This is a genomic window from Streptomyces sp. NPDC054849, from assembly GCF_053610945.1.
This window is the reverse complement of record NZ_JBSGZI010000095.1, coordinates 19,508-31,948: the sequence shown is the minus strand read 5'-3', so window position 1 is coordinate 31,948 and position 12,441 is coordinate 19,508. Positions and strand designations below refer to the sequence as shown.

Annotated in this window: 12 protein-coding genes; 5 read left to right on the top strand and 7 right to left on the bottom strand. The window is 71.2% G+C overall.

The features are described 5' to 3' along the window. Positions 1–254: 254 nt before the first annotated feature. Positions 255–836 (top strand): dihydrofolate reductase family protein, encoded by a 582-nt coding sequence (locus ACWGIF_RS30390; protein ID WP_453502275.1) that lies wholly within the window; start codon positions 255–257, stop codon positions 834–836. 455 nt (positions 837–1,291) lie between these two features. On the opposite strand, the gene ACWGIF_RS30385 is transcribed toward ACWGIF_RS30390, so the two are convergent. Next, complete coding sequence (locus ACWGIF_RS30385; RefSeq protein ID WP_453502272.1) at positions 1,292–2,329, bottom strand: hypothetical protein; 1,038 nt, start codon at positions 2,327–2,329, stop codon at positions 1,292–1,294. A 284-nt stretch (positions 2,330–2,613) separates the two neighbouring features. Further along, entirely contained in the window at positions 2,614–3,570 is a 957-nt protein-coding gene (locus tag ACWGIF_RS30380) for a DUF4240 domain-containing protein (RefSeq protein WP_453502270.1), read from the bottom strand. A 176-nt stretch (positions 3,571–3,746) separates the two neighbouring features. Here ACWGIF_RS30380 and ACWGIF_RS30375 point away from each other — a divergent pair, with 176 nt between their 5' ends. Both ACWGIF_RS30375 and ACWGIF_RS30370 read left to right on the top strand, forming a co-directional pair. Beyond that, entirely contained in the window at positions 3,747–4,346 is a 600-nt protein-coding gene (locus tag ACWGIF_RS30375; protein WP_453502268.1) for an isochorismatase family protein, read from the top strand. Next, complete coding sequence (locus tag ACWGIF_RS30370; protein WP_453502266.1) at positions 4,339–5,265, top strand: GlxA family transcriptional regulator; 927 nt, start codon at positions 4,339–4,341, stop codon at positions 5,263–5,265. The genes ACWGIF_RS30375 and ACWGIF_RS30370 overlap by 8 nt, the downstream gene beginning before the upstream one ends. A 329-nt stretch (positions 5,266–5,594) precedes the next feature. Here ACWGIF_RS30370 and ACWGIF_RS30365 read toward each other — a convergent pair whose 3' ends face one another. After that, positions 5,595–6,362, bottom strand: coding sequence for a MerR family transcriptional regulator (locus ACWGIF_RS30365; protein WP_453502264.1), 768 nt, complete (start codon positions 6,360–6,362; stop codon positions 5,595–5,597). A gap of 1,033 nt (positions 6,363–7,395) precedes the next feature. Here ACWGIF_RS30365 and ACWGIF_RS30360 point away from each other — a divergent pair. Together ACWGIF_RS30360 and ACWGIF_RS30355 are read left to right on the top strand one after the other, a co-directional pair. Next, complete coding sequence (locus ACWGIF_RS30360; protein ID WP_453502262.1) at positions 7,396–7,704, top strand: hypothetical protein; 309 nt, start codon at positions 7,396–7,398, stop codon at positions 7,702–7,704. A 202-nt stretch (positions 7,705–7,906) separates the two neighbouring features. Further along, complete coding sequence (locus ACWGIF_RS30355; protein WP_453502261.1) at positions 7,907–9,004, top strand: baeRF2 domain-containing protein; 1,098 nt, start codon at positions 7,907–7,909, stop codon at positions 9,002–9,004. Positions 9,005–9,124: 120 nt separating this feature from the next. Here the strand turns inward: ACWGIF_RS30355 and ACWGIF_RS30350 are convergent, their stop codons facing one another. The 4 genes from ACWGIF_RS30350 to ACWGIF_RS30335 form a co-directional block, all read right to left on the bottom strand. Then, the gene (locus ACWGIF_RS30350; protein ID WP_453502259.1) at positions 9,125–10,270 is read right to left on the bottom strand and encodes an RNA polymerase sigma factor; all 1,146 of its coding nucleotides are present in this window, start codon (positions 10,268–10,270) and stop codon (positions 9,125–9,127) included. Positions 10,271–10,277: 7 nt separating this feature from the next. Next, a complete protein-coding gene (locus tag ACWGIF_RS30345) occupies positions 10,278–10,685 on the bottom strand; it encodes a YciI family protein (RefSeq protein ID WP_453502257.1) in 408 nt (135 codons plus the stop codon). 227 nt (positions 10,686–10,912) lie between these two features. Further along, positions 10,913–11,671, bottom strand: a complete 759-nt coding sequence (locus ACWGIF_RS30340; RefSeq protein ID WP_453502256.1) for a hypothetical protein — start codon at positions 11,669–11,671, stop codon at positions 10,913–10,915. Further along, positions 11,653–11,877 carry a hypothetical protein gene (locus tag ACWGIF_RS30335; protein ID WP_453502254.1) on the bottom strand — a complete coding sequence of 75 codons (225 nt, stop codon included), beginning with the start codon at positions 11,875–11,877 and terminating at the stop codon, positions 11,653–11,655. Before ACWGIF_RS30335 ends, ACWGIF_RS30340 begins: the two co-directional genes overlap by 19 nt. Positions 11,878–12,441 lie beyond the last annotated feature (564 nt).

The following is a 12,441-nucleotide window of genomic DNA, read 5'->3' as shown; positions in this document are numbered from 1 at the left end:
GGTCCGGCCCCTGCGGCCGTATGTGGGGCGTCAGTTCTGGCGCAGGCTACTTCGACCAGGCCCACTTCGGCCACGAGTTCCGGGCGTTCAACGGGCTCACGCCGACCCGGTACGTCGAATTCCGACGGCGGTTTCCTGTGCGAACATCCCGGTCACGCGCTGAACGGCTGGCCGCTGCCGGCCGATTGATTTCTTACAAGAGCGACAGCTCACGACACGCTAATTTGGGGCACCCCAAAGAAGAGGAGAGCCCCGTGGGCAAGGTGGTCATGTACAGCTCGGTGTCGGTGGACGGCTTCGTCGCGGACGAGAATGACCAGCCCGGACCACTGTTCGACTGGTTGTCCAGCGGTGACGTCCCGTTGGACCAGAGCGGCGAGCTGAAGGTGTCGCAGACGTCCTACGACTACATCCGGCCGTACTGGGACCAGATCGGAGTCACGATCGTCGGCCGCCACGTCTTCGACCTGACGGACGGCTGGGACGGGAAGCCTCCGGCCGGGATCGACCACGTGGTCGTCGTGTCGCACCGGTCGATGCCCGATGGCTGGGACCCCGCGGCGCCGTTTCACTTCGTCGACGGCGTTGAGGCAGCCGTGGCCAAGGCGCAGAAGCTTGCGGATGACCGCATGGTCGAGGTCGCTGCTGGCGACGTCGGTGGCCAGGTGCTTGCCGCGGGCCTGATCGACGAGGTGCGCATGGACGTCGTACCCGTCGTGTTCGGGTCCGGCAAGCGCTACTTCGGGTCGGTCCACGCACAGCACCTGTTGGAGGATCCTGACGTGGTGATTCAGGGCAACCGGGTGCTTCACCTGCGCTATCGAGTGCGCCGTTGACCGATCTGAGCGGGTACGCGAAGAAGTCCCCTGCGAACGGCGACACAAGATCGGGCCTCCGGCTGCGCTTAGGGATCGCTGTCCCTGGTCGGGCAGCCGACGCCGATCCGCCCCAGCACCTCACCTGCGGCAAGTTCAACTCGAGATCACTGGTTGCCGGTTTCCGTCGTATCCTGGCCGACCCTCGACCGGATTTGGCCTGAGCGTGGCCTCGGGACTTCAGGCCCGCGCCGACGCCGACCTCCCCATCAGCGCTGTGAACGGCCACGACCACGCAGCCTGCTCCCGGGCAACCTGGTCGACCTGGTCGACCTAGTCGTCCTGGACCGCGACACCATCGCCGGACCGGCCGAGGAGATCGCCCACGCCCGGGTGGAGGGGACCTACGTCGGCGGCCGGCTGGTGCACGAGGCCTGACTTCCGCCTCGCGAGACCTCGCCGCCCGGGGGAATCGGTCAACCGGTCGGCAGGCCGAGCCCGTAGTACCTGACGTGGTAATCGTCCACGTACTCGGCCTCGCCGCCGACGACCAGATCGGTCGGATCGCTCACCCCCACCGCCCTGGCCGTCGCCACGAGCATCTCCGCGAGCGCGTGACCCTTCGGTTCGCCGGGGCCGCCCGCGTCCACGCGCCACACCGGGTCGTCGTCGCTCCAGATCGACGCCGTGCCCGGGTGCCGGGCGACCGTGCCCCAGCCGAGAGCGGCGGGATCGATGTCGTCCGGGGCGAAGCAGCCGATCGACAGGCGTTCGCCGCACGTCACGTCGAAAAGGAGGGGCCCGCCGAGGCTGCCGGGCCCGTAGAACGGCATGCCGACGCTGATGCCGAGGGCAGTGGTCTCGGCGGGCAGCGCCCCCAGGAAGTCGCCCAGCGAACGGGTGACGGTCTCCCAGCTCCGGGCGGTCCAGCCGCCGGGGAAGCCGAGGCCGGCGTTGGCCTGGGCACGGTTGCTGCCGAAGAAGCCGCTGATCGAGTGCTCCTCACCGACACCTTGACGCCAGAACCAGTTCTCCGCCGGGTCAGTGGGCTGCAGGACCAGCTCCGGCCCCGACTTCCCGGCGCGCAGCTCCAGCGTGTCGGGCCTGCCGCGCCAGCGCAGGAAGGGCGCGCCCCACAGCGGCCCGCTGTCGTAGAAGGGGCCCATGTCGCCGTGCGAACCCATGATGGACGGTTTGCCCAGCGCCGCGGTCACTGCGTCCTTGACGGCGCGGAATGCGGCCGCCTGCGCCGTGGCGTCCGGTGCGGCGGTCGCCACCGGGACCGCGAGTTCCACGTACGACTCGCCGCTGACGTAACGTTCCTCGAACCTGCCGACCGGGCGCAGGCGCGCGTCGCCCGCGGACCGACCCGTGATCAGGGCGGGACCGTCCGGCGTGTCGTTCCAGGCCCAGCCGAGCTCCGCCGCCAAGGCCCTCACCCCGTCCGGCGTCCAGCCGCCGGTGCCCGCCGCGACGAGTCGCCGGGCGAGATCCGCGATCGATTCCTCTTGCATGCTTCCCCGTTGCACGTCCATATGATCATCGTGCCGCATCCCGGGTGGGGCCGTTCGACCGGGTACGGGGGCAACGGCCACCAACTCGGCTTCCGCAGGAAGGATCTCTGACGGCTGGAACCAGAGCCACCGCTCCATGAGATCCGGCGGCACGCTCGCGCCGAGAGAGAGTGGTGAGCCCGGCGGTGAGCCCGGCGGCCGGTCACCGTCTCGGTGACACAGCCGGCAGCCTTCAACAGCCGCTTGTTCTGATGCCCGCAGGGCTGGTGCGGTGCCACGAGTGCTCAGCTGCGAAGGTCGGGCCAGCCGTCCTTGTTGGAACACGACTCATAGCTGTACCGGGTATCGCGATCCCACTCCGCCCCGGTCGCTTGTTCGAATGCTTCCTCGTGCACGTAGAGCAGCGACTCGCACTGGCGCGCGGTGAACGGCGCAAATCGTTCCGGGTGGCCGAAGACGCCCTCGTATGTCTGACGCCCCGTGGCAACCACGGCGGCGCGTGCATAGAGAAATCCGTCGTCCGACTGGGGAAACGGTGAGCCGTCGGAGAGCTCCATCCCGACGACGGAGAGAGTGCCGAAAGCCTCTTGGTCCAGACGGTAGAGAGACTCCGCGAGACGCTCGCCGAAGCCGATGATCTGGGCCACCGGCTCACGCGCGAGAACCTTGGCCAGCCGGGCACAGGCATCCTCGACACCTTGGCACGTCTCGATCCCGGCCGCGCCACCGAGGATTTCGATCAACTGCCAGAACCGCTCCCAGGTCATCACCGGAAGGCTGGGCTCGACGCTGTCGCCCGCGGACGAAGCCGAACCGTCTGTCACGCGATGACCCTGCTCGTCGTCAAACGGCTCGTCACTCCACCGGAACCAGACCTTGTCGCCATGGACATGCAGGAGGAACTCGGCGACCGGGCCCGAGGGCGCGGCCAGCGACAAGGTCTTTGAGATCTCTTCGTATGCCTCGTCGAAGGCATCCCAGTCCTCTGCCTCGGACAGTGCGAGCGACCGAGCGAAGAGCGGCTCGATGGCGTGGAACGCCGACCCCGGTATAAAGCGCCCACGAAGCCACGGGAAGTCAGCCTCCTCTACCACGATCTCGCCTACCAACTCCTTCTGGCGTGCCAGACGCCAGACCTGGCCCTCGAAACCCATCGCGCTCAGCCCGTTCTTCCCGTTGCCGTCTTCCGTTGCACGGAAGCGTGACAGACGGCGCTGACAGCCGGATCGGGAAGCGACCACCACAAGAACATGCGGCGCGCCGCTGACTCGGTCGGCCCAGTGCGTAGGCCGGCGGAGTAGGGCGGACGCGGCCTTGCGCCTCTTGCGCCGCGATACCCGCTGATGACCGGATCGGTCCGCTGCCGGACCCGATGCGCCCTGTCGACGTCCTGCCCGCGCAGGTCAGACTTGAGGACATGACCCGAGCACTGATCGTCATTGATGTCCAGGAGTCCTTCCGCGCCCGTCCGCTGTGGGAAACCACCTCCGACCTGAAGATCGCCGACCAGGTGAACCGCCTGGTCCGGCTTTCTCGCCAGGCCGGGGACCTCGTGGTGTGGGTATTGCACTCCGAGCCCGGCACCGGCGATGTCTTCGACCCGGCCCTCGGCCATGTCCGGCTGATGGAGGAGCTGGAGCGAGCGGATGGGGAGCCGCTGATCCACAAGACCTCGCACAACGCCTTCACCACCACCAACCTGCAGAAACTCCTCACCGAGCGTGGTATCCGCGAGCTCACCGTCTGCGGCATCCGCACCGAGCAGTGCGTGGAGACCACCACCCGCGTCGCAAGCGACCTCGGCTACCAGGTCACCTTCGTCATCGACGCGACCGCGACCAATCCCATCCCCCACCGCGACGCTCCCGCAGACCAGAGCGTGGCCGAGCTGCTGGCCGACCCCCGCACACTGCCTGCCGAAGAGGTCATCAGGCGCACCGAGTACGCCCTCGCGGGACGCTTCGCCACCGTCTCGACGATCGACCAGCTGGAGGCCGCTGCAGGACTTCATGCATGATGACCGAATCGTGAGCCACATCGTCTTCTTCCTGGTGCCCGGAGTCCACTTGCTGGACCTGGCCGGCCCCGCGCAGGTCTTCTCCACGGCCGCCGACTTCGGGCACCCCTACACGCTCGCCTACATCGCCGAGCAGCCACAGATCTCCACCGCCCAGGGGCTGCCGCTGGTGGCCGAGCTCGACTGGCCCGAGCTCGGGCCAGAGGATCTGATCGTGGTGCCCGGCTGGCGGACGGGCACCCTGGCCGGCGGCCCCGCCATCGGCGCCGCCTCCCTCCAGGTCCTGCGGGACCACCACGCCAGGGGCGGGACGGTGGCCAGCGTCTGCGCCGGAGCCGAGGCGCTCGGCCAGGCCGGCCTGCTCGACGGCCGCCACTGCACCACCCACCACGACGTGCAGGACGAGTTGGCCCTGCGCCACCCCAGGGCGGTGGTCGTCCGCGACGTCCTGTTCACCGCCGACGACCGGGTGATCACCTCGGCCGGCATCGCCAGCGGCATCGATCTGGCCCTGCACCTGGTCGCGACCCGGCACGGCCCGGCCGTCGCCGCCCAAGTGGCCCGGGACATGGTCGTCTACGCTCGCCGCAACGGCCATGAACAGCAGTCCAGCGCGATGCTCCGGCACCGGTCCCACCTCGACGACACCGTGCACCGCGCCCAGGACCTCATCGACGCCCGCTTCGCCCAACCACTCCCCCTGCCCACCCTGGCCTCGGCCGTCGGCGTCAGCGAACGCACCCTCACCCGCCTCTTCAGCCGCGCCACCGGGCTCACCCCACTGCGCTACCAGCAGACCCTCCGCCTCGAACGCGCCCAACACTTCATCAGCCACGGCGCCACGATCGACGCCGCCGCCCGCTCAGTCGGTTTCGAGGACCCACGCATGCTGCGCCGCCTCCGCGCCCGCACGGCCTGACGGCGTCAGGTGTGTGCGTGACCTGCGCCCCGGGTCGAGCGGGGGCGGTCCCATGGGGCAACCGCCCCGCTCATCACCTTGGCATGTCACGTCTTGGGGTCGGGATCAGCGGCGACGGCGATTGAGTTCGCCGGGGGGCATTGGGTTTGTTCAGGGGTTCCGGCAGCGATTATTCAGCTCGTCGGGAGCGGCCTTCCGTGAGCGGAGTCGTTGTTCTCGAGAACGGGGAGACCCTGGAGAGGTGTCCTCGGCTCGAACATCGGCGGCCGCAGTCACCCGGCGCAACCGCCACGGCGGGGGCGGTCCCGTGGTGGCGCTGGCGCCGAGTGTCAGTTCAGCCGGGTGGTGGCGTACGCCTCGATGGCGTCGCGCTGATACCTGGCCAGCCCCGGGGCGATCGCCTCGTAGGCGGTGCGCCAGGCGTGGTTGTCCACGCAGGAGCGCCCGATGGCCCGGTACTCCTCGGATGAGACGTCACGCAGCCGGGTCAACGCCCGGTATTGGGCGTTGATCTCTGCCTGCACGGGGTCGGCGTTGGCCCGGTGACCCCCGGCCATGAGTTCGGCCAGCCGGATCATCTGCGCGGTGCGCTCACGGTGCCCGGCATCCGCGTCGGCCTGGCTCATCGCGGCAGCGCGCCGTCCGACCTCCTCGGCGAGTTCCGGGAAGTCGGACATGTTCTGCGCGTACTGGGAGGGCTGGACGCCCTCGAAAAAGTTCTCCGGTCGGTTGATGGCCACGGGGGCGCCGTCCTTCCTAAACTGCTCCAGTGCGGCGATCGTGCGCGAGACGGTGCCGGCCAGGGCGTCGAGCCGGTCCCGCTCCGCGAGCAGCCGCCGGTGGTGGCACCGCAGTGCGTCCACCTCGTCGACCTGCTCGGACAGGATCCGCCCGATCTCCGGCAGTCCGACGCCCAAAACGCCCAACGCCCGGAGGACGAGGATCTGCTGCAGCAGCAGAAGCTGGTGCTCCTCGTGGTAGCCGTGTCCGTTGGCGGCGATCCAGGCCGGCGGCAGCAGGCCGGTCTTGTCGTAGTGGCGCAGGGTCCGGGCGGTCACGCCCGATATCCGGGCCACTTCAGAGATCGGCCAGTCCATCACGACTCCCGCAGCAGGGAGGAGCAGCGACCTCAGGGACCGTCAGCGTTCACGCGATCTGGTCCACCACCAGCGCGTCGTTGCCCACTCGTTGTAGTTGGGCTCCGGCAAGGTGCGGCGCTCGAATTCCTCATCGATAAGCGTGATCAATCGGCCCAAGTCCCGTTTGGCTCTGGGTGGAAGGTATAGCATCGCCCACTCCAGGTCATCGCGGGCATCTCCCACCCCGGGCGAATCAAACGCGGAGGCGTCCAGGTAGCGTCCGGGCTCCTTAAAAGCCCACTCGAAACACGAGAGTGCTTTGGCGACGGCGTTGGGCCACATCTCCTGGTCTTCGACCCGGCGGATCGCTGCACGAGTCCGCGCGGAGACACCGGGGACCCTCAGAACCGGATACTGCCATCGTGGCCGCCACCGCTCTGCACGGACGCCCTTGGGACGCCTACGCGGCATCGCCCTTTCGGATCAACATGAGGCCATCCTGCCACGGCTGGGCACCTGCATGCACTGGCTATATACCGGCCGCAGCAGGGGTTCCTACCATCCGGTTCTCGCGCAGCTCTTGGGGAACGTCGCGGAGTGTTACGGGAGGAGGATCATCTCGCGGAGGAGTTCGAATCCGGCTCGGCCGTAGAGCTGGCCCGGCTCGCTGGCCGAGTTCGCCGCCGAGATCACCCCCAGCCAGCTCGACAAGCACCGCGGTTGGAGAACGGCGCCCGGCACCGCGCTCGGGAAGGTGTGACGTGGTCGCGGTCGATGCCCTCGAAGCCGGTCGTCTCCGGCACCACAGGAGGCCCTACGTTCCTCGGCGAGGACTTCATCGGCCGGCGCACGGCGCTCATCGCGGCCGTCGTCGCAGCTGTCGCCTACGAGGCCACCCTGGCCGCCCTGCGGCGCCTGCGTCCTGCCGCCCGCTGGGTGACCATGCAGATCCCCTGGCTGGTGCTCCTGCTCAGCTGGATCACTGTCTCCAGCATCGCGTGGCGCGAGATGCGTCCACAGTGGCGCGACGCGCTCTACGGCATGCTGCGCCATGAGGAACCGCAGTGCGGTCGCCAACTGGATGACCGGCATGTGGTTCTCGGCGGCACTGCTCTTCGGCGGCGCTGTCACTACGGCGCACGAGTTGAAGCACCCGGTGGCGTTCAGTCGGCTCATCCCCGTCGTCACCATCCCCAACCCGGTCTCCGACGCTCTGGCGCTCGCTGTGATGCTGACTGGCGGACCCACGACGATAGGGCTCGTCCAGCTCATCAGGCTCGGCCCCTGGTGGGCGATCGTCCCGGCGGCCTCCTCGGCGTGCCGCTTTCCGAGCCGGTCCGGCAGACGCGGCGGCACCTGACACCCGGCGAGGTCGAATGACACATATCCGCACTACGACGCGGTCGGCCGGGTCGTAGGCGAGAGCATCGACGGCCGGACCTTCGCCAGCACGTGCGACGCCGCGGGCCGCCGCACGGGCCGCACCACACCCTCCGGCACTTCACCCTCGCGGGCCGAAAGGGCATCATCGAACATGGGAAGAGCCACGACGAGGAGTGGCGATGAGGTTGTCGTTCCTGGAGCCCCTCTACGCAGAGCCGGGCCCGTTCGCCTCCGTGTACCTGGACACCTCGCGCGACGTCGCGCATCCCGAGCGGGCGATAGCACTGCGCTGGCGGCGGCTGCGCGAAGACCTGAGCCGGCAGGGGGCGGGACGGGCCCTGCTGAACGCGATGGAGGAAGCGGTCGGCTCCGACACCGAAGTGCCGGGGACGCATGGGCAGGCCCTCTTCGCCGCCCACGGGACGCTGGTGCTGGACGGGGAGCTGCCCAGGCCGCCCGAGCACGACTGGGCGCGCTACGGCACGCTGCCGGACACGATGGCCCTGGTCACCCAGCACGTTCCGGAGATCCCGTACCTGGCCGTGATCGTCCACTACAGCGGGCTGCCGACCGCCGAGACCCATGGCTGGGTGACGCTGGAGGCGGAGACCGGAACCTGGCCGGCGTCCAGCGTCGCCCCGGGTGCGCGCCTGCACCGACGGGTTCCGGTGGCCACCTGGCATCGCGCCGCCGGCCGGCTGGGCCACCAGCTCGACGAAATCGCCCGGCGCGCCCACGCCGACGCCGTGGTCGTGGGCGGCGACGACTGGGCGGGCAACGTCCTGGTGCGCCGCCTGCCGCGGTCCCTGCGGGACAAGGTCGTACGAGTCGGGGGCCACACCCCCACGGACACCGGACGCGCCTTGCTGGAGCCACAGCTCGACACCGTGTTCCGCGGCCGCATGGCCGCACACGACCGGGAACTGGTGGATGTCTTCATCGGCCGGCGCGCACTGGAGGGACCCGCGACGGAGGGGCTGTCCACCACTCTCGCCGCACTCCAGCGCGGCCAGGTCTCCGCGCTCCTGCTGAACCGCCCGCCGGCATCCTCCCTGCGGCTCTGGGCGGGCCCGCGGCCCACCCAGCTGGCCCTGACGGAGGCGGAACTGCTCTCCTTCGGCGTGAGGGCGCCGTGCGAGGAGCGCGCCGACGAGGCGCTGGTGCGCGCCCTGGTGGGCACGGGCGCCGAACTGGTCCTCGTACCGGAGAGCGAGCTGGAGCTGTACGAGGGCGTGGGCGCGCTGCTGCGGTACACCGACCGGGGTACCGCGTCCTGAGGCGGACGCGCCCGGACGCCGAGGAGAAGAATGCATCGGCGAGTTCACCCACGACGGTCACGCCGGTGGCTCCCGGTCGGTGAGCCGTGCCGGGCCGGGAATCCGGTGAGCATTTGCCCGTCAGCTGCGCCGCCGGGCGTTGAGCCGGGCGGCACGGCGCGTCAGGTGGTCGCGCTCGGCGGTGTTCGGTGCCTTCCGGGCTGCCTCGGCGTACAGCCGTGCCGCCGTCGCCAGGTCGCCGTCGCGCTCGTGGAGGTACGCCGCCACCGCCGCGTGGCGAGGCACTGAGGCGTCCAGCGCCGCGAGCGCCGCCAGGCCGGCGCGCGGTCCGTCGGCCTCGCCGACGGCCACCGCGCGGTTGAGCCGGACCACTGGGCTGTCGGTCAGGCGCGCGAGCTCGTCGTACCACTCGACGATCTGCACCCAGTCGGTCTCCTCGGCGCTGCGCGCGTCCGCGTGGAGTGCGGCGATGGCGGCCTGGGCCTGGAACTCTCCCAGCCGGTCGCGGGCGAGGGCCGCCTGCAGGATGGCGACGCCCTCGGCGATCGACTTGGTGTCCCACCGTCCGCGGTCCTGCTCGGCGAGCGGAACCAGGCTGCCGTCGGGGGCGGTCCGGGCGGCGCGCCGGGCGTGGTGGAGCAGCATCAGGGCGAGCAGCCCTGCCACCTCGGGGTGGTCGATCGCGGCCGCGAGCTGGCGGGTGAGCCGGATGGCCTCGGCGGCGAGGTCGACGTCGCCGGTGTAGCCCTCGTTGAAGACCAGGTAGAGGACGCGCAGCACCGTGGCGACGTCGCCGGGCTGGTCGAACCGCACGCCGGAGACCGTGCGCTTGGCCCGGCTGATGCGCTGCGCCATGGTCGCCTCGGGCACCAGGTAGGCCCGGGCGATCTGGCGGGTGGTCAGCCCGCCGACGGCGCGCAGTGTGAGGGCGACCGCGGACGACGGCGTCAGCGACGGGTGCGCGCACAGGAAGTAGAGCTGGAGCGTGTCGTCCACCGCGGGTGCGGGCCCGGGCGCCGGCTCCTCGTCGACGAGTCCCTCCCGTCGGCGGCGGGCGGTGTCCGCCCGGGTCGCGTCGAGGAACCGGCGCCAGGCCACGGTGACCAGCCAGCCCTTCGGGTCCCGCGGCGGATCGGCCGGCCAGACGCGGACCGCTTCGAGGAGCGCGTCCTGCACGGCGTCCTCGGCCGCCGCGAAATCGGCTCCGCGGCGGACGAGGATTCCGAGCACGCTCGGCGCGAGGCTTCGGAGCAGGGCCTCGTTCATCACCTGGTCACTCCGTGATGGTCGGCGGCGCGGCCAGGAACGGGCGCACCTCGAGCCACTCGTGGATCGGCTTCCCGCCCGCCCCGGGGGCCGCCGACAGTTCCCCGGCCAGCTCGATCGCGCGCTCGTAGCTGTCGACGTCGATCACCATCCAGCCGGCGATGAGGTCCTTGGTCTCGGCGAACGGTCCGTCGGTGACCGGCGGGCGCCCCTCACCGTCGTACCGGACCCACGTTCCTTCGGGGGCGAGCGCCTGACCGTCGACGAACTCGCCGGTCCCCTCGAGCCGGGTCGCGAAATCCTGCATGTACTGCATGTGGGCCGTGATCTCCTCCGGCGTCCACTCGTCCATGGGCGCGTCGTTGACCGGGGCCGGAGCGCCGCGGTAGTGCTTGAGCAGCAAGTACTTGGCCATGGTGTCTCTCCTCAGCAGTGCGACCGACCCATTGTGGTCGCGTTCACTGCGGGGACGGAGCCGGCCACGGGTTCTCGACATCGTCGCCCGAACTTTTTTGACTCCCTCGCCGAACAGCGCCGGCTGGACCGACGGGGCCGACGGGATCGACGCCGATGCGGCCGGCGCGCCCCACACGGCGCCATGATCCGGAAGACGGCCCGGCCTGTGCCAGGCCTGTGCCCGGTCTATGTCCGGCCGAGGCCGGACAAGGCCTCTCGCGCGACCCGGGTCAGTTCCTCGTCCCGCAGGATGTCACCGCCGTAGCGGCGGCGCGAGGACGTGACCGCCTGCAGGACGGGCAGGGCCGCTGCGGCGGGGCGGCCGATCGCGCCCAGCGTCCGTACGGTCCGCAGGACCAGCGGGGTGACTCCATGACCGGCCAGCGGCGCCAGCTCCGGCACCAGGGCGTCGACGGCCGGCGCCGCGTCACCGGTGATGCGCCACCACGCCTCGGCCGCTCCGACCCGGCTCCACTCCCCCGGGCAGGTCAGCAGAGGGCTTACCGCGTCGGCGTACGGCGCGGCCAGCGGGCCGAGGTCGGCGAGGTAGCGCAGCACGGGCCGACCGAGGCCCGCCCGCGCCGCCGCGCCGCACACCCGGAGCGCCAGGTCCGGGTCGCCGGTGATGCGCCAGTGCGCCCAGGCGGCCGTCTGCGCGCCCCGCCACCGGGGCCCCGGCCGGTCGGTGTCCCCGAGGGCGAGCCCGGCGAGCACACCGGCCACCGGCCCGGCGACACCGCGGGTCCGGGCCGCTGACGCGGCCGCCGGCCCGATCCGGCCCAGCGCCTCGGCCGCCGGGCGGGCGGCCGGGGTCGTCAGCAGCCCGGCCAGCTCGGGCGCCGCCGGTGCGGCGGCCGGCGTCCCGCCGCCGTCTGGTGCGCGACGCCCGGCACGGTCGAGAGGCACCGCCGCTGCCGCCCGCCGGGTCAGCTGCCGGCGGTCCACACCTCCGGGCCGCCGCCTTCCCATCGGATCGGCCCGTCCTCCGAGAGATCCACGTCCTCCAGGCCGGCCCGGCGCAGCAGCTCACTCACGTCGCCGGGCGTGAATGCCCGGCCCAGGTCCGCGTCCACCCCCAGCGCATGCACCGTGACCTTCCGGCCGCCCTGCGGCGACACCGGGTGAACGACGATCTCCGTACGGTCCGACATGCCCTCCAGCCTGCAGGCGGCACGCCCGCCCGGCATCCCGAAAGCCGTGGCCAGGCGCGGAGTGCACCGGGCGCCGGGGCCCCTCGCGGACGCCCGCGCCTTCTCCTCGCTGCGCGGGAACAAGGTTCCTCATAGGCCGTGACGGCCTGCTTCGTGTCGTCCGGACGGGCGGGCGGCCGGTCGGTCGGGCGGCCGGTCGGTCGGGCGGCCGGGCGGCACGGCGTGGAGCTCACCTCCCCCAGGGCCGGCTCCGTCGACCGCCGCGAGGTCGGCGCGGGGGGCTGTGCGAAGACGTTGACGATCCCGTCGGCGCCGCCCCACGCCTTGACGAGTGGTGAACGGCCGTCCCCCCAGTACCGAGACGCCGCCGGCCCTGCCGCCTCGGTACTGGCGGGGCCGGCGAGGTGCTCGGCGCCGCAGCCGAGTGCGGCGAGCGCTGCAGGGCCACGGGCCGGGGTCCCGGTCGAGCCGGCGGCCGAGCCGGCGGCCGTCGCAGCCGTACCGGGTCCTCGCGGCTGGTCACCGAGACCGGCCGCCTGCGCTCCGCGCTCTCTGGCCCGGCTG